The sequence below is a fragment of the Sphingomonas cremea genome (genome assembly GCF_021502585.1).
Taxonomy (GTDB): Bacteria; Pseudomonadota; Alphaproteobacteria; order Sphingomonadales; family Sphingomonadaceae; genus Sphingomicrobium; species Sphingomicrobium cremea.
The window spans coordinates 486,252-508,566 of the sequence record NZ_JAKFGM010000003.1 but is presented as its reverse complement, the minus strand read 5'-3'; the positions used below and the strand labels follow the sequence as shown (position 1 = coordinate 508,566).

12 protein-coding genes are annotated in these 22,315 nt (G+C 62.1%); 3 read left to right on the top strand and 9 right to left on the bottom strand.

Annotated features, from left to right (window positions below; all coding sequences use genetic code 11):
* Positions 1 to 142 precede the first annotated feature (142 nt).
* Positions 143 to 6,727: an autotransporter domain-containing protein gene (locus LVY65_RS12750; RefSeq protein ID WP_235068631.1), complete on the top strand. Its 6,585-nt coding sequence runs from the start codon at positions 143 to 145 to the stop codon at positions 6,725 to 6,727.
* Positions 6,728 to 6,741: 14 nt separating this feature from the next.
* Here LVY65_RS12750 and LVY65_RS12745 read toward each other — a convergent pair whose 3' ends face one another.
* The gene (locus tag LVY65_RS12745; RefSeq protein WP_235068630.1) at positions 6,742 to 7,350 is read right to left on the bottom strand and encodes a hypothetical protein; all 609 of its coding nucleotides are present in this window, start codon (positions 7,348 to 7,350) and stop codon (positions 6,742 to 6,744) included.
* 376 nt (positions 7,351 to 7,726) lie between these two features.
* Here LVY65_RS12745 and LVY65_RS12740 point away from each other — a divergent pair, with 376 nt between their 5' ends.
* Positions 7,727 to 8,398 (top strand): TetR/AcrR family transcriptional regulator, encoded by a 672-nt coding sequence (locus tag LVY65_RS12740; protein ID WP_235068629.1) that lies wholly within the window; start codon positions 7,727 to 7,729, stop codon positions 8,396 to 8,398.
* Positions 8,399 to 8,450: 52 nt separating this feature from the next.
* Here the strand turns inward: LVY65_RS12740 and LVY65_RS12735 are convergent, their stop codons facing one another.
* Positions 8,451 to 10,511: an oxidoreductase gene (locus LVY65_RS12735; RefSeq protein ID WP_235068628.1), complete on the bottom strand. Its 2,061-nt coding sequence runs from the start codon at positions 10,509 to 10,511 to the stop codon at positions 8,451 to 8,453.
* Complete coding sequence (locus LVY65_RS12730) at positions 10,508 to 11,857, bottom strand: APC family permease (RefSeq protein WP_235068627.1); 1,350 nt, start codon at positions 11,855 to 11,857, stop codon at positions 10,508 to 10,510. Before LVY65_RS12730 ends, LVY65_RS12735 begins: the two co-directional genes overlap by 4 nt.
* Positions 11,858 to 11,995: 138 nt before the next feature.
* Between LVY65_RS12730 and LVY65_RS12725 the strand changes: the two genes are divergently transcribed.
* Positions 11,996 to 13,165, top strand: coding sequence for a DmpA family aminopeptidase (locus LVY65_RS12725; protein WP_235068626.1), 1,170 nt, complete (start codon positions 11,996 to 11,998; stop codon positions 13,163 to 13,165).
* 14 nt (positions 13,166 to 13,179) lie between these two features.
* On the opposite strand, the gene LVY65_RS12720 is transcribed toward LVY65_RS12725, so the two are convergent.
* From LVY65_RS12720 to LVY65_RS12695, 6 genes are read right to left on the bottom strand one after another with little or no spacing between them, the layout of a single operon-like run.
* Entirely contained in the window at positions 13,180 to 15,216 is a 2,037-nt protein-coding gene (locus tag LVY65_RS12720; RefSeq protein ID WP_235068625.1) for a S9 family peptidase, read from the bottom strand.
* Positions 15,213 to 17,759 (bottom strand): CehA/McbA family metallohydrolase, encoded by a 2,547-nt coding sequence (locus tag LVY65_RS13400; protein WP_235068624.1) that lies wholly within the window; start codon positions 17,757 to 17,759, stop codon positions 15,213 to 15,215. The genes LVY65_RS12720 and LVY65_RS13400 overlap by 4 nt, the downstream gene beginning before the upstream one ends.
* A 4-nt stretch (positions 17,760 to 17,763) precedes the next feature.
* Entirely contained in the window at positions 17,764 to 19,113 is a 1,350-nt protein-coding gene (locus LVY65_RS12710; RefSeq protein WP_235068623.1) for an acetyl ornithine aminotransferase family protein, read from the bottom strand.
* Positions 19,110 to 19,895 carry a CoA-transferase subunit beta gene (locus tag LVY65_RS12705; protein ID WP_235068622.1) on the bottom strand — a complete coding sequence of 262 codons (786 nt, stop codon included), beginning with the start codon at positions 19,893 to 19,895 and terminating at the stop codon, positions 19,110 to 19,112. Before LVY65_RS12705 ends, LVY65_RS12710 begins: the two co-directional genes overlap by 4 nt.
* A complete protein-coding gene (locus tag LVY65_RS12700; RefSeq protein ID WP_235068621.1) occupies positions 19,892 to 20,737 on the bottom strand; it encodes a CoA transferase subunit A in 846 nt (281 codons plus the stop codon). Before LVY65_RS12700 ends, LVY65_RS12705 begins: the two co-directional genes overlap by 4 nt.
* A gap of 4 nt (positions 20,738 to 20,741) precedes the next feature.
* Positions 20,742 to 22,310 (bottom strand): aldehyde dehydrogenase family protein, encoded by a 1,569-nt coding sequence (locus LVY65_RS12695; protein WP_235068620.1) that lies wholly within the window; start codon positions 22,308 to 22,310, stop codon positions 20,742 to 20,744.
* Positions 22,311 to 22,315: the final 5 nt, after the last annotated feature.

Here is a 22,315-nt window from a genome sequence, read left to right as displayed (position 1 = left end):
CTGAGCGGGCATGAATGCGCCGGCTGCGCTCACCATTTCATCCAAATCAAGGCGATTTCCAACCGTCTCCGTCTGATCGACTGAATGCACCATCCGCCGTCCGGCGGAAGGGAACTCACAAATTCGATCAACGGGGAAATTGATGCGCCACCATATGCCTGCCTGTTCCGGTTCCGCAGCTGCCAACCTTACTACCGGCGAGTGCAACAGATCTCAGGCACGGTCGAATGCTCGGCTCCTTGCTGCCGGCGCGTCGCTGCTGGTTCTGGGAGTCCTCGATCCGGCGAGCGCCGAGGCGGCAAATATTCCCGGGGTGTGGCAACATGCCGAGGATGTGATCGCCATCAATCTTTTCGAAGTCGGGGAGGGCGAGCCGCCTCCTAATTCCGGAGCTAACGAGACGGACATCAATGCCGGCGGCAATGCCCTTGCCGAAGCCATTGTCAGCTGTGCGGAAAGCGCCACCTGCGCGTTCCCGGGTGCTGTTTTCCAATATGCCCATGGCAGCCAGTCGGCAGCCAATAATATCATTGTCGATGGCAGCCTTTCGATCGGCGCGCAGGCGCATGCCGAAGGCGCCGCCGCTACTGCCGCCGGAGTGATACAAATCGGGCTGTGGCAGGTCGCCGCGGCCGAGGACGCAGCGCAAAACGAAATTGCGATTGGAGGGATAGTCGATGTTCTCGCCAGTGCGAATGCGATCGCGACAACCGGTTCCGCGGTCGCTTTTGCGGGGATTGGCGCCGGCATTTCACAAATTGCTACATCGATCGGAATAGATGGCGTCGCCGCCAACTTGTTCGAGAACGATGGGGAGCTAGCGATCGCAGCCGAAGCAGTCGCCGGGGCAGACTTGGGCGATGCAGCAGCTTCAGCCTTCATCGGGGTGGGCGTTTACCAGGAAGCCAATGGCCAGGAATCGGCCGCCGCCGACCTATCCAACAGCGGTTCAATGCAAGTTGAGGCGAGCGCGTCAGCCGTGGCCGGGAACGGCATCGCCGTCGCTTCGGCATCGGCCGCAGGAATTGTGCAGTTCGCGGATGCGCGGACCCAGCAATTCGCCAGCACTCTTACGTCCGGCGGACTTCTGATTGGCGTTACCAGCAACACGCCTTCGGGCCCGTCATCCGCCACCTTGTCGAATACTGGAAGTATCGCCGTCGATGTGAACGCCGCTGCTTTGGGCGGCAGCGACGCCGCAGCAACCGGCGCGGTGCTTGGCGTGGGGCAGTTCGTATCGGGATCGGACGCCAGTGCGATCATCGACAACAGCGGTTCGATCGCAATCTCCGCGAGCGTGGATGTAGAGAGCAGCGGCACGCCACGCGGCGTCGTGTTCGTATCGGGCATTTCCCAGGCCGCGACCGCCTTCGACTTTTCGACGGTCGAGACCATCGACCAGGGTGGCGTACTGACTTACCAGATCAGCTCGACGCCGGTAGGGCCCGCCGTCGCCTCGTTCGTCAACTCTGGTGACGTCGCTGTCGCCGGCCAAGTCGACGTAGTTGCACTTGGAACGAGCTCGATGGCGGAAGGCCTTGGCGTGGCCTTCGTCGACGGGTTCGACCAATATGCCAATGGCGACGGCGCTTCTGCGAGCATCGAAAACAGCGGCAATTTCACCGTTTCCGCGGACGTAACAGTCGATTCCGGCAACGTGTCCAATGCCGTCGCCATCGCCACTGGCATCGATCAATTTGCAACCGCTTACGCCAGCCATGCGACGATCGTCTTCGCCAATGGCACGACCACGCCGTCGACTTATACCGGCGGTGCGACTGCGATTGGCTCGGCCGTCGCCTCGTTCGACAACATCGGATCGCTAACCGTTGTCGCGAACGTCGATACCCATGGTGACGCGATCGCGTTCGGGGGCGCGACCGCGTCGGCCATTGGCCAATCCGCGGCTGGAACCGAAGCGTCGGCTAGCATCGACAACAGCGGCTCAATCATTTCCATCGGTTCTCTTTCAAGCAGTGGTCACGCGGCGTTCGGTGGTGCAGCGGCGATCGGGGTGCAACAGGGAGCGCAGGGCACCGCCCTGGCCGATGTCCAGTTCGACAACGGCGGGACACTTGCCGTCTTGGCCTCGGCGGTGGCGTTCGGAGAGTCAGGAGCATTCGTCAATGCGACCGCATTCGGAGCAGCCCAGAATGTGCAGGCCGACGAAGTAGCGAGCGCTCATGTCGCCAACGCCGGTACAATGGACATTCGAGCTATTGGCAGTGCAGTTGCCGAGGATACCGGCGCATTCGACATGGCCATAGCTTTTGCCGCTGCGCATGGACTGGGCCAACTGGCACAGGGCGCACAGGCACTCGTTCACTTCGAAAATAGCGGAAGCTTTCAGCTGCTGGCTGAAGTCGATGCGTCCGCGGGTGACTTCGCCCTGGCATCAGGAACGGCATCGGGGGCCATTCAACAGATTGCACTTGGGTCGGCGTCAGGAACGGCTTCGGCCAGTATCGATAATAGCGGGACTATCCTGGTCGCCGCGATTGCCGATGCCGCAGCCGGATCGACCGCCTTGGCACTTGCCGGGGTTCGGAGTGCGATCGGCCAACTGGTCATTGCCGGGGAGGGCGGCTCAGCCTCGATCACCAATAGCGGATCGATCAATCTGGTAGCGGATGCCGAGGCACTCGCGGCCGGCGGCGATGTTACCGATGTCGCAAGCGCCCAGGCCTATGTCCTCGGCATCAATGCCGCCGTTTCGGCTACTGGAATTTCTGGAGTTGCGGACGTCGATCTGGCGAATGACGGGACGATCGATATCACGGCCGTGGCGCACGCCACCGGAAGCGGATTGGCCCAGGCGTTGGCGACCGCCGTTTCCGGGCTCGTTGGCAGCGCCCATGTCGCATTCGATGGCTCGGCTGCGGTCAGTTTGACTAATGACGGAGAGTTGACGCTCGTCGGCGCCGCAGAGGCAACCGGTGGCTATACCGCCCATGCGACGGGCATTGCCGTTGCGGGGATGGACGCATCCGCAATCGGAGCAGGTGTCGGCGACGCCACCGCCTCGATCGCCAACAGTGGCTCAGTGATGCTCGGCGCCAACGCGCACGCGAACGCGGGAACAAATGCCCTTGCGGTCGCCATTGCGATCGATGGCCTCCAGGCAACTGCTCATGCCGGCATCGGCGACGCCGTCGCCGAAATCAGCAACAGCGGCGAACTGGAGATGATCGCCAACGCGACCGCAAGCGCGCTCAATGCCCAGGCGTTCGCGATTGTCGGCGGTACGTTCTTCACCGGCGCAATATTCCAGTCGGCGGCAGCGATGAACGGCGATGCCAGCGCGATCGCGGAAAATAGCGGCAGCATCAGTGTCGTTGCCGACGCGCTGGCGAATGGGGAAGTCATCGCAAGCGCCAGCGCGGTGGGCGGACCGGGTGTCAACCAGTTCGCCTTCGCAACATCGGGCGATGCGTCGGCCAGCTTCGACAATAGCGGATCGCTCGAATTTATTGCCCATGCCGATGCAAATGCGACGAACAGCGCTTATGCCGACGCGGTATTCTATAACGCCGTCGCGCAATTCGCGAACGCCAACGGCGGCGTTGGCATGGCCAATCTCCAATTGACCAATGACGGCTCCATTTCGCTAGCCGTCGTTGCCGATGCGAGCGGCGATGCAGCCGCTGGGGCACTGGCGATCGCGTCCCACGAAGTTGGCCAGTCGGCGCTAGTGATCGGCAATGACGCGACGCTCGAGCTTACCAATAGCGGCTCAATTGATATGGATGTCGCATCAATCGCTGCTGGCGCGAACGTCTGGGCCACTGCAGTGCTCGCGACGGCTATCCATCAATCCGCCGCTGCAATTGGCGACGGCGGCGCTGAGGTGTCGTTGGATAACAGCGGCTCGATCGACCTGGCTGTGCTCGCATCCGCGGAGTCGCCGGCCGGAAGCGCCGCGGCAGTCGCAGCCCTCGATGGCGCGGTGACGCAATATGCCGGCGCAGGCTCCAGCCAATATGTGTTTGGAACCACCAGCGGCGGCCTGACGTCGATCACCCAGAATATCTTCCCGACCGGACCGGCGATCCTCGCCATGGAAAACAGCGGCACCGTGGATGTCGCCGTGGCAGCAATTGCCGAAGGCGGCAGTGCAGCAGGTGCCGAAGCCACTGGATTCGCCGTCAATCAGTTTGCCCGCGGAACCGAGGCGAACGCCTCATTCGCCAATGATGGTTCGATCGATATTAGCCTCGGTGCGACGGCCAAGGCGGAGCAGTCCGCAACAGCCTCCGGCAATCTGACGGCCTTTATCCAGGCCGCCGCCGCGGTTGAAACGACGATCCAGATCACTGCGACCGGCGGAGGCGGCCAACTGACCGACGTGGCGACCAATCCGGTGGGTTCCGCGCTCGTGTCCTTCTCCAACAGCGGGGCGATCGACATCGTTGGCATTGCAAGTGCCGAGGCCGATGACGGAACTGCGACCGCCAGCATGGTCGTGCACGGCGTCGAGCAATCGGTCTTTGCGGCGGACGCGCAAGCGTTTCTTTCTAATGACGGAGAATTCGTCGTCGGTGCTCGCGCCGAGGCTACGGCCGACGCCGCGGCTACCGCCCACGCGTCGGCCCTCGGGTTCAAGGTTTCAGGCGGTGATTTCGAAATTGCGGTCGATAATGGCGGCGAGTTCTCTGTCATTGCCGAGGCATCGGCCGATGCGGCGTCTGGCCTTGCGGTGGCGCATGCCCAGGGAATGACCGTCTCAGCCGATGGTTTCCTGACAGGTGAGATCGACAATTCGGGCGATTTCCTCGTCGCTGCAGTCGCTGGCGGGCCGCTTGATGCTACCGCTCTGGCCACTGGCTTGGATATCGTTGCGGGCTCGGCAGATTTCAGCATCTCCAATTCGGGCAGCATCGTCGTCTCCGCCGAAGCAAGCGCCGGTTTTGCGGAAGCGGTCGGCATTCGCGTCACAGATAATGGCGGCATTGGCTTCGACGCGGCATCAGACATCGTCATTACCAATGACGGCGGATCGATCATCGTTCGCCAAAGCAATGACGGTGGCGAGACCTGGCTGCGCGGAACCGCGATCGATACTTCTGCGGCGCCCAGCCGGGCCGTCCTGAACCTTGTCGGCGACGGTTCGATCTACGGCAATATCGACGTCGCCGCGGGCGACATCATCAACGTGGGTGGCGGCGAAACATGGTTCGACGGCATCATCAACCCTGAATGCCAGCTCGGAGCTTGTGGTCAGGGAACGCTGAATATCGGCAGCGGCGGGGCGTTGTTCCTGCGGCACGATGGCGCGGGCAGCGATGGTCCGTCGGCGGCCTTCGTCGAGCAGCTGAACATTGCAAGCGACGGCACGCTGATCTTCGAGCTTCCGGTCGGCACGGATCCGGAGGCCAGCTATCCGCGCATTACGGCCACTGTTGCCAATCTCGACGGAACTCTGCTGGTGAGATCGGCATCGGGACTCTACGCTGACCATTATCTGTTCGAGGATGTGATCGACGCGGATGTTCGCAATGGTCAGTTTGACAGCTGCGGGATCGAAGGCAACCCAGTCCTGCTCCAGCTAAGTTGCGTCTATGATACGCAGGGCAACGTGGACCTCGGCCTTACGCGCGTTGCCTTCAACGCCGTCAACGGCCTGACCCGCAATCAAAAGGCCGTCGGATCGGGCATTGAAGCAATTTATGATGCCGACATCGACGGTCCGTTCGGCGATATGGTGGCGCAATTATTCACGTTCGACGAAGATGAATATCGCGGCGCGCTCGACCAGCTGTCAGGGGCAGGCTACGCCGCCTATCAGCAGTCATTCCATGCATTGGGCGTTCATTATGGCCAGCTGATCGACAAGGCCACGGAATGCGCGATGCCGCAGCGGGCAAGTTCTGCGCTCGATTGCCGCACCGACAAGTTCCATATCTGGGGTCAGCTTGACGTTGGCGGTCGCCGCAATGACGGCGATGTCGAGGCGCCGGGCTATGATGCCGATCGCTGGGCCGCCATCGTTGGCGCGGACGTTCGCATCGGCGACAATGCCGTCGCAGGCGCAAGCATCGGCAAAGTCACTAACCATGTCGACCACCATGACGGGGCGTCGACCAATGCAGACGGTTATCAGTTCGGAGCCTATGCGTCGTTCGACCCCGGCGCCTATTATGCAAAGGCAATCGCAACCGTCAGCCAGTTCGATGGTGACGGACGGCGGAGTGTCAATTGGGGCGAATATGGCGCGGACCTTGCCGGCCAGTTGGAAGGCGACCCCGATGTCCGCCTCACAACCCTGGGACTGCACGCGGGCTATCGCATCCAGCTTGGCAAGGCATCATTGCTGACGCCTTACCTCAACGTCGATTACAGCGGCGTCAGGTTGAAAGACTTTACCGAGTCGGGTCTTGCCGCTGCCGACCTGTCGGTCGACGGTTCGAAGTCCAGCCGCACCACACTTGCCATAGGATCCAAGTGGGCGGCGGATCTGGGAGCGGTGATTCCACAGGCCGAGCTTGGCTATCTGCACTTCTTCGGCGACCGGCGCTCGTCGTTCGACGCAGCCTTTCTGGATGACCGGGACGGGTCCTTCGAAGTGGTTTCGGCAAGCGAAAAGCGCGGGTCCCTGCTCGCCGGTATCAGTCTTGGCGGAAGGGCCGGCGGGGTCAATGTTCGGGTAGGCTACCAGGGCCTGTTCAACGGCGACGGCGCAACCCACAACGCAACCTTCCGGATAATCATGCCCTTTGGCGGGAACTGATCGCTTTGGGGCGGCTAGATGATTTCCGGGCCGACAGCTCCCGTCAGCAGCAAGCCGTTCATGATGATCAACAACACCAGGTTGGCACGCCTCGATTTGACAAACCAAAGTGTGACCAGAAGCGGGAAGAACAGCAGTGCAGGAATGATTGTCATCCAGCTTCGCATGATGGGCACGGAGCCGATGTTCATGCCAAAGCCAAGTGCGGTAATGCCCGCATAGGCGAAGGTTATGAAGTTGATGGCGATCATTCCGGCAAGGACGGTTCGGTTGGTCTTCAGATAATAGTCGTCGAAATCCGGCCACTGCTCGGGATCGTCCGGAAATACGAAGGTCGAAATGACGTAATAGCCGCCGACGATCGCCAGGATGCTCAGCAGGCTGGCGTAGTCGAACTCGAAAAACCGACGCAATTCATAGGCCGTGATCCAGAAATGGGTTTGATCGACCAGCACCAGCAAAGCCAATAATGGCACCAACCAGCCGATACGAATGGTTGCCGTCCGCGTCCGGGTGGCGCCCGCGCGGATGCGCCAGGTTCGGGCTAGGCCCGCAAGCAGTTCGGCTACAGAAAAGCCCAGCAGCAGTGCGAACAGCTGAAAGAGCAGGTCGATGCCTGTCATGCTAGCGCCATGGCACTGGCCGTTCGCTGGACGAACAGCGTGGACCGATGCGTAGAGTGCCAAATCCCGGCAACGCCTTCTCGACTAACGAGAAACAGCCTTGGCTGCTGTCTCGGTTCGTTTCTGGCAACAGCCAGGATCGGCTTCCTTTATGCTCGGACGCAGCGGGTTCGGACTGATAAAGCCGGTATCCGCTAACTTCACCGATGGCTGTTTGGGCGCCCGTCACCGCGGACGCCGCAATGATCAAGTCGATCATCTCGGCCCATTCCTTCTTGATTTATAACGGTACCGTACGGTTTAGTTATATGTGACGGGCTTGTCAATCCATAACTGAACGACCATGTACTGTATTACATTTTACAGGGAGAGTTGCGTGGCGCGTGTGAGGACCGAGGAAAAGCGGCGGCAGATCGTCGGGATCGCGTCGCAGCTGTTTCAGGAGTTGGGGTATGAACGCACCTCCATGTCGCTGATCTCGGAGCGTCTGGGCGGTTCAAAGGCGACTTTGTATGGGTACTTCAAATCGAAGGAAGATCTGCTCCAGTCGGTCCTCGTCTACGACGTGACGGAGGAAGCCGATCGGCTGATGAACCAATTCCTTTCCGGCAAGAATTTGCGCGAAGGCCTGATCACTTTGGGAAGGGCCTATATGACCCGCCGTTTGTCGCCGGGGCCAATTGCCAACATCAGGATAGTCTCCACACAGCCGGAGGGGTCGACGATCGGCAAGGATTTCTATGAAAATGTCCTTGGGCCGGCATGGAAAAGGTTGGCCGACCGCTTCAAGCTGTTGATGGACGAGGGAATTTTGAAAAAAGCTGATCCCTGGATCGCGGCCATGCAGTGGAAGGGCATGTGCGAATGGGACATGTTCGAACGGCGATTGCTCGGAGCTATCAAGGCCGGAGATCCGAATGAAATCGAACGGGCAGCCATCGCCGCAGCCGATTCCTTTCTCCAGCTCTACAAGGCAGACGCCAATGGGAAGCCTCATAGAAAGTCAAAGCAGGTCAAGCCGGATGCCGTCACAACCGTAACGGGTTGAGCGCACCTCGATCGAAATACCAGTCAAATGGCTAGGGGTTGCAGAGACCGGGTCAAGTTGTTGGGCCGGCGATTGGCCGGCGAAAGGCTGGCGCCCCGGTCGCGATTTCGTCGAGTTCACGAGCGACACGATGGCCTGCATAAATGGCATGTACGATGGCGCCAGGGGCTAGCGCGTCGCCAATCAGGTGCACGGACTTGATCCCGGCGGGACCCCATTCGGACTCACGAGCGGCTAGATTCTGAAACAGCTCGTCATTTGGCAGGCGAGAGGTGATGCTCAGCACCGAGGCGCAGTCGATGATGCGCTTCCGCCCCGACCAGACGTCAACCAGGGTCGCCTGCTCATTATCGAATTCGACAAGATTGTGTGCGGCGACAATCTCGACCCCAACCTCCCTCAGGCGCTTCTGGATGTGTGGAAATTCCAACGTGTTGGCGGTCCATGGGGCGGGGCTCTCGGCCGGCGTGACGAACGTGACATCGCGTCCAGCCGCTCGCAACATCTCGGCCAGGACACTGCCGTAATAATAGCCGTCGTCGTCGAACAGCAGCACAGGCCCCGGCGGAATCTCGCCATCCATCAAATCGTCGGGAGTGTAGGCCCGAAACTCGCCAAATCCCTTGATCGCGCTGTTGCTGCGGCCGAAGCCATCCCGGCGCCAGTTGCACCCCGTGGCGACGACGACGTGGCCGGCACCGAATTCGATGGCATCGTCTGCGCCCATCGAGCTTTCTCGATACACGCTGACGTTGGCCATGCGCTCGATCTGCCCCACGCGCCAATCGCGTACCCTGGCCCATTGCTGCAGGCCGGGAAGGCGCGCCTCGCGGCTTACCCGGCCACCAAGCTCTCGGGTTGCTTCTGCAAGATGGACGTCATAGCCGCGCTGGCCGAGCGCGCGCGCCGCCTCTAGTCCGGCAGGCCCGGCGCCGATGATCAGCACGCGCTCGTCGGTTCGACGGGGCGCGATCCGCTCGGGGTGCCAGCCCTTGCGCCATTCCTCGCCCATGGTCGGATTTTGCGTGCACCGGATCGGCGTATGGGTCAGGTCGCCGCTGACGCAGATATTGCAGCCGATGCACTCGCGAATATCTTCGATCCGGCCCTCCTCGATTTTGCGAGGAAGGAAAGGATCGGCAATCGAAGGGCGAGCGGCCCCGATCATGTCGAGCACTCCACGGCTCAGTTGGCTGGCCATCGTGTCGGGGGACGTAAATCGACCCACACCGACGACTGGCTTGGTGGTGACCTTCTTGACCCAGTCGATGAACGGCTCCTGGGATCCCTCGTTGGAGTACCGCGACGGCGCGGAATCATTGTGCCAGGCCGAAACATTGACGTCCCAAAGGTCGGGTAGGTCGGCCAGCATTTGAACGATCTCGCGCGCCTCCCCGTCCACGCTCACGCCCTCGTCGCCGAGAAATTCCTCAGTGGCGAAGCGGAGCGCCACTGCGCAGCGATCGCCGACCGCGTCCTTGGTATCCTCGACCAGCTCGCGAAGCAGCCGCACTCGATTCTCCAGCGATCCGCCATATTCGTCGATGCGCTGGTTGCGTCGCCGCTGCAGGAAATGCATCGGCAGCGACAGGTCATGCGCGGCATAGACATAAACGATGTCAAAGCCCGCACGCTTGGCTCGGAGCGCCGCTGCGCGGTGCCAGCCTCGAAAGTCGGCAATGTCGCGCTTGCTCATCATCCGCGCCTGGTGCGGATGGCCGGCCGACTGCGGTTGGTGCGACGGCGCCAGCCCCACTTCGCGCGAATAGAGGTTGGACGCCGTCGGGCCGTTATGCGCGAGCTCGATCGCTGCTAGGGATCCATGGGCGTGAACCTTGTCGCACATCAGCGACAGCGCAGGAATGTCGGCGTCGTCCCACAAGCGCGCTTCGACATAGGGCGAAACATCGCCGGTCGGGTGGATCTCGCATTCCTCGGTGCTGACGACCGCCCATCCGCCTTCGGCCTTTACCTCTCGCATCGCAGCGTGCGCCTGGGGCATGGCATATCCCATCCCGTTGCAATGCGGCACCTGGAAGAAGCGGTTGCGGGCCACGACCGGGCCAAGCCGGATCGGCTCGAACAATAGGTCGTAGCGCGGATCGCGGCTCATGATGCGGCGAGCTTCCTGCGGCGCTTGTGCATGAGCACGTAAAACGGCACGCCGACAGCGCCGAGTACCAGCGCCCAAAGGAACGGCTCGCTGCCCATGCCGACGAAGGCAAATACCGCATAAGCGGTGCCCAATACGCCAAGCACCAGCAGGTCACGCGTAGCAGGGCGTTCACCGCGCAATTTAAGCACGATCAGCGCCAGTGCTGCGCACAGGTAGAGCGGCAGATTCGCCGCGGTTACAACCGTGCTGAGGAAGGCGAAGCCTTGGACCAGCGACTTGCTGTAATTCATCATCACCATCGCGCTTGCCAGCAAGCCGGTCACAACCAGTGCTACCGCCGGCGCACCCCGACGGTCTTCACGTGTGAAGATCGGCGGCAGCACGCCGTTGACTGCCATGGTTCGAGTCAGCTCACCGACCAACAGCGTCCAGCCGTTGAGCGCTCCAAGGCCGCTGATGACTACGAACAGCGCCAATAAACGACCGCTTCCGACGCCCCCCAGCCGGTTCAGCAAGTCGACGAAGGGCGCGGTTGATTTGGCCAGCTCCGCTTGCGGGATGAGCAGCATCGGAATGGCTGAAACCGTAATATAGATGACTGCAGTGAGCACTGTGCCTGCCAGCGTTGCGCGAGGGATCGTGCGGCCCGGATCGCGGACCCGACCGGCCGGTACGCTGGCGGACTCAAAACCGAGCATCGCGAACAGTGCGATCGTGGATGCCGCCATCACCTGCGGCAGCGCGATCGGCGTTGCCGGCAAGTTGCGCACATAGGCGGTAGGTTCGCTGACGAGCAGCCAAATGCCGAGAATGATGACGGCCGCCATCGGCAGCAGCTTGAGCGTGGTCATCAGGATCTGCACCGGGCCGCTTGCACGCACACCGAGCAGGTTGATGGCAACAAATAGCCAGAGGAGGCTGAGTGCTGACAGCCATGGGGGCGCGACAGTTGCAAGCCCCGGCACGACGGCGTGGAGATAGCCAACGACGCCTACCGCGATTGTTGCGTTGGTGATCCACAGCGACAGCCAGTAGCACCAGATCGCAAGGAACGCCGGGCGGTCCCCGAGAGTGCGGCGAATGTAGCCATAGGGGCCATCGGCGTCGGGAAAGATCGTGGCCAACCGAGCGAACGCCCGGGCAAGCACCAGGCAACCGGCGACGGTCACGCCCCAGCCAAGCAAGGCGTTCAAGCCAAAGGGAGCAAGCACTGACGGCAAAAGGAAGATACCGATGCCGATGGTGTTGCCGACCACAAGGGCCGTGCAGGTCCAGAAACCCAGAAGGCGCTGCTGGGTCACCCCGTCACCCGCCGTACCGCTGGATTGAGGGGGTCTCGGCATATCTGTCTATCCTTCAAAGTTCTGATTTCGATACCGCTAGCCAAGGCTGAACCAGTTGTCCGTCTTTCCGGGCTGGATTCAACATTGTTCGTCGCTTAACCCACGTTGATCAAACTCTTGAGGCTGGGGCGCAACGACATGATGAAAGCCATTCTTGCCGCGGCCTTGCTGGCTAGTTCTGTTTGCGCCCAGGCTTCGCCGCGCGCGCGCGATCTCGGCGTACCGTTCGACGGCACGCCCGGCCCGCTCAACGCCATCACGGACGTCGCGGGCGTTACGGTCGGCCAGGTCACGCTGATCGGCGATGTTGCCGGCGAACCGTCCAAAGGTCGCAAGATCCGCACGGGTGTCACCGCCATCCTGCCGCGCGGGCGTGACAGCCTGAATACGCCCGCATTCGGGGCATGGTTTGCGCTGAACGGCAATGGGGAGATGACTGGCACGGCCTGGCTTGAAGAATCCGGGCAGTTGGAGGGGCCGGTGCTGCTCACCAACACGCACAGCGTTGGTGTCGTTCGGGACGCCGCAATCGCCTGGCGCGTCCGCGAGGGCGGCGCCGACGCCAGCGGTTACTGGTGGTCTTTGCCGGTAGTAGCCGAGACCTGGGACGGCCATCTCAACGACATCAACGGCTTCCATGTTCGTCCCGAACATGTTCAGCAGGCGCTCTCCGGAGCCAAGGGTGGCCCGGTTGCCGAAGGCAATGTCGGCGGCGGCACCGGCATGATTTGCCATGAATTCAAATGCGGCATCGGCACCGCTTCGCGGCGGGTTGCTGACGGCACCAACAGCAGCTTTACGGTGGGAGTATTGGTGCAAGCCAACTACGGGTTGCGCGACAGCCTGCGCATTGCTGGGGTGCCTGTCGGCCAGCACATCCGGAACGACCGCGTCTACAGCGAACCCGACCCGAAGGCGGCGGACACCGGCTCGATCATCATCGTGGTCGCAACCGACGCGCCTTTGCTTCCTCACCAGCTCAAGCGGCTGGCCAAGCGGGCGGGGATGGGGCTGGCTCGCATGGGCAGCTATGCCGGCAATGGATCGGGCGACATTTTCATCGCTTTCTCTACTGCCAACCGCGATGGGCTGACCGGAGCTGCGAAGGGGCGAGCGGAATTCCTCGGCAATGACGGGTTGGATCCCTATTTTGCCGCTACGGTTCAAGCGACTGAGGAAGCGATCGTGAACGCGATGGTCGCGGCGCGCGACATGGTGGGGACCGAAGGTCATTACGCCAAGGCTATTCCCCATGACGAGTTGATTGCCTTGCTCAAACGCTACGGCCGCTATGCGCCGCCGCGCTGATTCAAGGGTCCGTTTCAAGGCGTCGTTTCCGCGATAGTCCCGGCCTGCGGTTCGCCCGGCTTGAGGAAACGGTCGTACCAGCCGAGCAGGCGCTGCATGCGGTCGTGCAAATAGCTTGGCACGGTCAAGGGGTGGTTCTCGCCCGGGTAGATCACAAGCCGGGTTGGAATGCCACGCGAGCGCAATGCCTGATACATTTGCTCGGTTCCGAGGCAGGGCACGTTGAAATCCTTCTCCTCGCAATAAAAGAGCGTCGGTGTGGATATCAGGTCGGCGTGGAGGAACGGATAGCTGGCGCGATCATAGGCTTCGCGATTGGCCCAGGGAGTGCCCAGCTCCAACTCATATTCACGCGTGTATTGGTCGTAGCCATACATGCCGAGCATGTTTGCGGAACCAGCGCCACTGACCGCCGCCTTGAAGCGCTGATCGCGGGCGATGACATAGTTGGTCAGGATCGACCCGTAGCTGCGTCCGCCAATCCCGAGCCGGGCCGGGTCGGCGACACCCAGTTGGACAACATGGTCGACCGCAGCCAACACGTCCTCGACGTCCTTGTTGCCCCAGTCGGCGTAGATTGCCCGGGCGAAGTCGAACCCGCGGCCGGAGCTGCCGCGCGGATTGGCGGCGACAATGGCAAAGCCCCTGGCCGCATAGGCTTGCCAGTCGGGCATGAATTCATCGCTGAATTGATAAACCGGTCCGCCGTGGATCCTCAGGATCGTTGGGTAGCGCCGCCCCGGCTTGTAATCGATCGGCTTGACCAGGAAGCCTTCGATCCTGGTTCCGTCCGCGCTATTGAATTCGATGTGCTCGATCGGGGCAAGGCGCTTGGTCTTGAGCCAATCGTTATGATCGGTAAGCGCACGCGGGCCATCAGGCCCGATCGCGGATAGCTCGGGCGGATGCAGAGCGTCGCCGCCTAGCACGGCAATTCTCCCATCGGCCGCGACTGAAAAGTCGATGTCGAAGCGCCGCCCCTGGGTCAGCGGCGAAACGGTGCCGTCCTTGATGTTGATCCGCGACAGTTGTGTCACCCGATTTTGCTCGACCAGGGCGAGCACATAGCGACCATCTGGCGACCAGCGGGGCTTATAGAAATTGCGATCGATCGGGGCTGGCAGGCTTTCCTTGCCGCTTGCCACATCGACGAGCGCTAGCTGCCAGGGCGCATAGTAGATCCACTTGTCCTCGCCACTCTTCAAATAGGCGATGGTCTTGCCGTCGGGACTCCATGTTGGCCGCGATTCCCAATAGGGATCGAGATCCGATCCAGGAAAGCGGGTCAGCTGCCGCTCCTTCGCTCCGGCTTCGGATGCGATCAGATAGATGTCGTAGTTGAGTGTCCGGTCCGGATCGCTGCCGCGTTTAGTGACATAGGCGATCTGGCGGCCGTCCGGTGACCAGGAAGGCAGCTGCTCGTCATGGTTGCCCGGCGTCAGCAGCTCTGCCTTTTTTGAGGCGAGATCGAACAGATAGAGATGCTTCCGGCGCGAAGTCAGGTAGCCGGTGAAGTCTTCCTTGAACTGATAACGGTCGGTAACGATTGGCGGCGGGTTCTTGGGCTTTTTCGCGCCCTTGGGTCGTTCGGGATCCCACGCAATGATCGCAAGCCGCTGGCCGTCCGGCGCCCAGACGAAATCCTCTACGCCTTCGGGGAAGTCGGTGACTTGGCTCGGTGCACCGCCCGAGATGCCCATGATCCAGACCTGAGTCTTGGCGTCGTCACCAACGCGGTCGGAAAGAAAGGCAATGCTCTTGCGGTCGGGACTCCATTGCGGGTGCGTTTCATTCGTGTCCGGTGTCTGCGTAAGGGGTTTCCGCTCTTTCCCGTCCCAATTAACCCGCCACAAGTCAGACTGCTTCTCGTCGGCATCGACGTTGGTCGTCGTAACGGTGTAGGCGAGCCAGCGGCCGTCGGGCGATGCTTCGGGTTCGGTTACGTCAGCGAGCCGCGCCAGGTCGTCGGGGCCAAAGCGATTGTTGGCTGACTCCGCAAGGGCGGGAGATGCGAGCGTCGCCGCAAACAGCATGGCGGTCCGGAGTCTCACTTGTCCCCAACCTTTTCGGCGCGAGCAAGGCCGCGATAGCGATCTAGCGCATGCCGGAAATAGGCTAGCGTCTCCTCGCGTTCGCGCGGCGTATTATAGTCGTTGCGCGCTGCCGCTTCGCCAATCACTCGCTCTAGCCAAGTTACGAAATAGGCTGCGTCCGCGGAAGCGGTCGCTGGGCTGCCCGGCAGGTCCAGATAGATCGGGCTGGTGGTGGCGTAAGGGTAAATGTCGAGCACTTGCGGGTCCGCGCCGTCGTTCCATGCGCGAAGCAGCAACCAGCCGCCGGAGTCTATTTCCAGCTCGCCTTCCGCATCCAGCGTTCGGCGATCGCCCGACAAGCGGAAGCTTTTCACAACCTGCCCGTTGCGTACCAACTCCAGATGATCGACCGCTACCGGCGAGCGCAGTGCAATCCGGTAGGGGATTTTGCCGGGAGCTTTCGGGGCAAGGCTATCTCCGGGCCGCTTTCCATCCAGTTCCAGTCCAAGCAGCGGGCCATTGGTTGCGAAGCTGCGCCCCGCCTTAAGCGCATCGCGCGCCGCCTGAGGGGTTGCCGAACCGCCTGTATCGAGGAACACGCGATTCATTCCGACTGGCCCGCGTAGCGACGCATAATTGGCCATGGCATCAGTGCCCGCCCCGGCAGGCAGGTGAAAGCCCAGGTTGAGCAGGCGGTACCACACATTTGCGGTCGCCTTATGATCTGAGAAACCAACGATCTCGATATAGTCGACCTTGCCCGCGGCGACGTCGGCCGGAAGGGCGTTGGTAAGCGATTTTTCTTTTGCCGGATCGATCTCCCAGTCGAACGGGTGCACATAGCCGACCAGCGCTCCCTGCTGGTGCGCTAGATCGGCGATGACGCCGTTATGGGGATAGGGGCTGGCGAGAGCAGTGTGCTGATAGGCCGAGAAGTCGGGCGTCAGCAGGTGGTCTGAAAGATGGAGCAGCCCCAAATGCCCCCAATAGCTGGTATGATATTCCTGCGATTGGAGGATCAGCGCGTCATTGCCGCCATCGGGGTCAGGATCGGACCGAAAATAGCCGATATCCGGGACTCGCTCCTCCTTGTTGACGATCGTGTTGTAGACGATGTCCAGGTCCTCGGCTCGCGCCTGTTTCGCCAGATTTGATGGTGTGTTGCGGTAAGCGCCTCCGTAATTCATATGAACATGGAGGTCGGCGCTGCGCCAGCGCCCGAATGACGCCGGGAGGTCGTTTGGCTTGAGCGCGACCGGTAGTCGTAAATCGGCGCCGGCGGCCAACTTCACCGTCTTGCGCCAAGGTAGATAGCGAAAGCCGTGCTGCACCCAGATTGCCGTTTCGCCGGCCGGCACATTCAGCGTGCACGGCGAGGCGCATTCGAAATAGCGCGCTTCGGACTGCTGTAACGCACGATCGAAGCCGTCGTCGGCCTGCATCCAAGCCGACTCAGGCGCGGCCGCGCGCTTGTCACTGCCAACAACCGCCACCCGTGCCGAAACGCTCAGTCCTCGGTCGTCGCGGATGTCCAGCGTCAGCCGGGCTTGAGCAACTTTATAGCGCCGCTGCTGCGCGGCAATTGGCGTTTGCGCACCGCCAACCACATCCTGGACGATCAGGCCGGTATTGCCATGTTCGTTGCTGATGTAGGCGATGCGCGTGCCGTCCGGAGACCAGCGTGCGTTGCTGCGATCATATTCGCCGAAGGTCAGCGGCAGCGGAGCGGCGCCTTCTGGAGTGGTCAGCCACAATTGGCGCCACTGGCGGCCGTGGTAACTGGCGAACAATATGCGTCGACCGTCCGGTGACGGCTCGGGCCGGGCGGTCCATGACGTCTCTTCGCTGAGAAGCTTGCGACGATCGCTGGGATCGATGACCGATACCGACCAGATGTCGCCGGTGCCCCAGGCAACTTCATTGTTGCTGACATATGTGATGCGCTGACCGTCAGGCGTCCATGCCGGGTTTATCGCGTGGTCGAAGGCCGAATAATAATAGCGCGAAATGGCACTCTTGCGCTCACCTAGCAACGGGCGCGCGTTGGCCAAGCCAGCGGGCCCGATGTCGGCGATGAACAGGTTGAAGTGGCCCGTGCCCTGGGTTGAAACCCAAGCAATGCGCTTGCCGTCGGGCGAAATCCGGGGTTCGACATTGACCGCGCCGCCCGACGTCAGCTGCTGTTCCCGGCCGCTGGCAAGATCCAGTCGCCAAAGCTCGAGCGCATTGCCATCGTAGCGGCTGAATACCAAACTCTGCCCGTCGGCGGCGACGTCAGGCTGATAGTCATAAGCGCCGACGGCATGAGTCAATTCCACTGCCTCGCCCGACCCGATCGCCTGGCGCCACAAGGATCCCGCCATGCTGTAGATCAGTTCGCGGCCGCTGGGCATGAAGGCGACGCTCGACGGGCCCGTCGTCACCTGGGGCAGGTAAAGTTCACGCCAATAATAGCTGTGCGGAAGGTCGACCTGCTTGAACACCGGCTCGCGACCGGCCTCGGCCGTGCCGGTCAGGGCGAGCAGCGTCGCCGCAAGGATCGAAATCGTCCCCCCGCGCACCAACCTAGCCCTTCGGTCCGGCAATGGCCTCGTCCAGCGCCGATCGCAGATAGGACATCGCCTCGTCGACTTCGTCCTTGCTCAGGCTGAGCGGCGGCATGAACCGCACTGTGCTGACGCCGCACGACAGTAGCAGCAGGCCATGGTGGAACGCACGGGTGATCAGCGTGTCGCAAAGCGCCTTGGCAGGCGAGCCATCGGCCTCGACCAACTCCATGCCGATCATCAGTCCGCGGCCACGCACTTCCCCGATGCACGGGTAGTCGTTGGCGAGATCGCGCAGCCGGTTCATGAAATAAGCGCCGACGCTCTCCGCGTTAGCGGCATATTCGCTTTCGACCAGGTCGAGCGTCGCGATTGCCGCGGCGCAGGTGATCGGGTTGCCTCCAAAAGTGTTGCCATGGGCGCCGCGCTTCCATTGTTGCATTAGTCGCTTCTTGGCGACCACCGCCCCGATTGGGAGTCCCGAGCCGAGGCCCTTGGCGAGAGTCATGATGTCGGGAGCAACGCCCTCATGCTGGCAAGCGAACATTCTCCCAGTGCGCCCGACTCCTGACTGCACCTCGTCGAAGATAAGCAGGATTCCGTGCTCATCGCACAGCTTACGCAACCCGGCGAGAAAGCCGGGTGGCGGGACCAGATAGCCGCCTTCGCCCTGAATCGGTTCGATCAGGATGGCCGCGACGTCCGACGGAGGTACGCTACGCTCGAACAGCATGCGGATATAATCGAGCACGGCTTCGCCCTGGTCCGCGCCCGCAAACAGCGGCCGGAACGGGTCGGGGAACGGCACGTGCGTCACCCCCGGCATGGTCTGCCCAAAGCCCTTTTGCTGGGTATATTTGCTGGAGGTGAAGGCGAGCGATCCCATGCTGCGTCCGTGGAAGCCGCCAAGGAAGCCGATAAAGCGCGGCCGGCCGGTCACGTAACGGGCGAGTTTGATCGCCCCTTCGACCGCTTCGGTGCCCGACTGGCAAAGGAAGCTCATCGCCGGTTCGCCCATCGGCGCCAACCGGGCAAGGCGCTCGGCCAGTGCGATCATCCGTTCATGCCAATAATCGCTTGAGATGTGCAGGAAATCCCCGGTGGCGTCTCGCACCGCTTCAACAACCTTTGGGTGGGCATGGCCGGTCGCGCAGACGGCAATCCCGGCAGCGAAATCGAGGAAGCGGTTGCCGTCGACGTCCCACACCTCGGTCCCGCGCCCATGCGACATGACGAACGGATAATCGCGCGGATAGGATGGCGAGATCACCTCGGCGTCGCGCGCAATCATCGCTCGAGCCTTGGGGCCGGGCAGTTCGGTCATGATGTGGGGGTGCACGATAAATCCTTGTGTTGCAGTCTGGGTCATGCCGGAAGCTCCACTGGGCGACGGTGCGCTTCGGAAGTGCGTTCGTTAAGCGCACGCAGCGTCGCCAGTTCGTTTGGGGTCGGTGGGTCGAGAATTTCCAACTCATCGGCGAGGGCAAGCTGCCAGCCGACCGCGGCGCGCGCCGCTTCGACGGTGGTATCGGGGAATAGCGCGGTCAGGGTAAGCTCGCGGCTGTCTTCGGCAGGGGTGAGGATACCGAAATCGGTGACGACCGCTTTGGGGCCTCCGCCACGCGCCGAAGTTGCTTCGCGCGCGCTACCGCCGCCCAGGAAACCCGCGCTGGTGTAGAAATCGAGCTTGCTGACAAAGCTGCGGGGGCTAGCTTTCATAACGACGAAAGTCTGCCGTGCATGGGCGGCGATTTCCGGTGCGCCGCCAGCCCCGGGCAGGCGCGTGTGCGGGGCATCATATGGGCCGATTACGGTGCTGTTGAGGTTGCCGAAGCGGTCGATCTGTGCGGCGCCAAGGAAACCGACGTCGACCCGTCCTCCTTGCAGGTAATAGCTGAATATCTCAGGTAGCGGCACGACGCAGGCGGCAGTCTCGGCCAGCTCGCCGTCGCCGATCGACAGCGGCAGCACATCGGGGCGCGTCCCGATCGTCCCCGATTCATAAATCAGCACGATGTCCGGGGCATAGGTCAGCCGGGCGAGATTGCACGCTGCGCTGGGAAGGCCAATGCCGACAAAGCAAACGCAGCCGTCCCACAACATGCGCGCCGCCGCGATGGTCATCATCTCGTCGCGGGTCCAGCCGGTCATGCCGCTTCGCCCAGGCTTGCGAGAAACGATTTGTGATCGGGGCGGGCAAGAACGTGCCGTTCCATCCATTCGGTAAAGCTCGCACGGTCGCGGGCGATCGCATCCCACTGCTGGTAAAAGGAGTTGTCGCGGGCATAACAGCCTTGCGCGTACGACGGATAGGCTCCGCCGGGGCAATGCACGACCGCGCTGACCAGCCAGTGGGGCAGTACGACGGAGTTCATTGCCGGTGGCAGCTCGTCGACGATTTCTTCGACCGTGACCACCAGCGCGGTAGCGGCCAGCGCTGCCTCGCGCTGGGCGCCGACAATGCCGTGGATGGCGACATTGCCCTTTCGATCGGCGCGCTGCGCATGGAGGATGGTGACGTCGGGATTTATTGCTGGAACGGTTGCCAGCTCTTCGCCGGTGTAAGGACAGGTGATGCTACGGATCGCAGGATTGACGGTCACAAGGTCGGCGCCGACATAGCCGCGCAGTACGCCGAAAGGCAGCCGCGCCGCCCCGGCACAATAGGCTGCGGCCATTCCGGCATGGCTGTGTTCGTCAAGCTCGAGCGGCCGCGGCCAACCATGCTCGACCGCGTCGCGAAGTCGATGCAATGAGCCAACGCCCGGATTGCCGCCCCATGAGAAGGTCAGCCTGGCCGCGCAGCCCATCCCGATCATCTGGTCGTAAATCAGGTCCGGCGTCATCCGGATGAGGTGAAGGTCGCGGCGCTGCTGGCGGATGATCTCATGGCCGGCAGCGAAGGGAATCAGGTGGGTAAAGCCCTCAAGCGCGACCCGCGCACCGCTCGGAACGAAGCGCTCGACGGCTTGCCGGAGTGAAAGATGCTCCATTGCCTTACTCGACGACCGTGCGCGATTGCTCTCGCATATACTGGGCGAGGTAATAGAAAGACGCGATCGCTTTGCCGGTCGAGCCCGAACCCTTCCACCCGCCGAACGGCTGGTAACCCGGCCAGGCGCCGGTGGTCGCTCCCTGGGCGCGGTTGGCGTAGGTTACGCCAGCCTCGATATTGTCGTGGAACCAGGCAACGTCCTCGTTCGATCCGTAGATGCCGGCGGTAAGGCCCATTTCGGAATCATTGGCCAGCCGCATAGCTTCGTCACGCCCGGAGACGCGGTGCAACATCAGGATCGGCAGGAACATCTCATGCTTCCATAGCGAATGCCCGACCGGGGCCTCGGCCAGCACCGGCTCGACATAATAGCCGCGCGCCAGGTCGCCGTCGGTCAATTGTCGGCCGCCAGAAAGAAAAGTTGCTCCGTCATCGCGGAGTTGCCCAACATAATCCGCATAAGCATCATAGGCTCTGCGGTTGACCACTGGCCCAAGCCAATTTTCGCGAAGGCAAGGATCGCCGATGCAAACCCCTGCCATCTGCTGCTGCAGCTTCTCGATCAACACATCGGTTATGTTTTCGTCGACATAGAGCCGCGACAATGCCGAGCATTTCTGCCCACCCATCCCGTAGGCCGAGCGGACGATGCCGGTGGCGGCGCGATCCAGGTCGGCGCTGCCGGTGACGATACAGGCGTTTTTGCCGCCCATCTCGGCGATGCACGGCCGTGGGTAGGTGCCGCCGGCCATTTTGCGAACTAGCTCCATGCCGACAGGCACGGATCCGGTGAAGGTGATGCCGGCAGTGCGGCGATCGCCAACCATCGCCTCACCGACATCGGCGCCCGAGCCCGAAAGATAGTTGAACACGCCCGGCGGAAGGCCGGCGTCGCGGACGCAATCGGCCAGAAGCCGCCCTGCCCAGGGCGTATCGCTGGCGCATTTCACGACCACCGTGTTTCCGGTGACCAATGCCGCGGCAACTGGACCTCCCGCTAGGGCCAGCGGAAAGTTGAACGGAGCGATTACAGCCCACACGCCATAAGGTCGCATCGTGCTGCGATTGTGCGATTTGACGCCGTCGAGCGGGTCGTCGGGAAGCACCCGGTCATAGCCCCCGGCGCCCTCGAAATCGTCGGCATAATGACGGAAGAAATCGACCGTCTCCTGCGCCTCGCCGAGAGCCTCCATGCGGTTCTTGCCGACTTCCAACGTCAGCGCCGCCGCGATCTCGTAGACGCGCTCCTCCATAACGTCGCCAATCCGGCGGACCAGTCGCGCGCGCTCAGTCGTCGGGGTTGCCCGCCACGCAGGGAAGGCTGCCTGCGCCGCCGCCATTGCCGCCTCGACGTCGAAAGCGTTGGCTAGGGCGAAATCGCCGAGATGCATGTCGGTGTCGATCGGGCTGACCCTGTCTGCATGATGGCTTGCGTCGCGGTCGGCGCCGTCGATGAACAGGGCATGCCGGCTACCCAGGGCTGCACGCACCGTTTTCATCGCGGCCTCGAAGCGCTCGTGCATCGCTTCGGGCGGGTTGAACATCGTGGCGTATGTCAGGCGGAAGCTCATGGTGG

Coding starts and splice junctions, on each gene's coding strand:
- LVY65_RS12730 (WP_235068627.1), bottom strand. CDS start 11,857: ATGCCGAGACCCCCTCAATCCAGCGGTACGGCGGGTGACGGGGTGACC.
- LVY65_RS12750 (WP_235068631.1), top strand. CDS start 143: ATGCGCCACCATATGCCTGCCTGTTCCGGTTCCGCAGCTGCCAACCTT.
- LVY65_RS12705 (WP_235068622.1), bottom strand. CDS start 19,895: ATGACCGGCTGGACCCGCGACGAGATGATGACCATCGCGGCGGCGCGC.
- LVY65_RS12735 (WP_235068628.1), bottom strand. CDS start 10,511: ATGAGCCGCGATCCGCGCTACGACCTATTGTTCGAGCCGATCCGGCTT.
- LVY65_RS12710 (WP_235068623.1), bottom strand. CDS start 19,113: ATGACCCAGACTGCAACACAAGGATTTATCGTGCACCCCCACATCATG.
- LVY65_RS12695 (WP_235068620.1), bottom strand. CDS start 22,310: ATGAGCTTCCGCCTGACATACGCCACGATGTTCAACCCGCCCGAAGCG.
- LVY65_RS12745 (WP_235068630.1), bottom strand. CDS start 7,350: ATGACAGGCATCGACCTGCTCTTTCAGCTGTTCGCACTGCTGCTGGGC.
- LVY65_RS12725 (WP_235068626.1), top strand. CDS start 11,996: ATGATGAAAGCCATTCTTGCCGCGGCCTTGCTGGCTAGTTCTGTTTGC.
- LVY65_RS12700 (WP_235068621.1), bottom strand. CDS start 20,737: ATGGAGCATCTTTCACTCCGGCAAGCCGTCGAGCGCTTCGTTCCGAGC.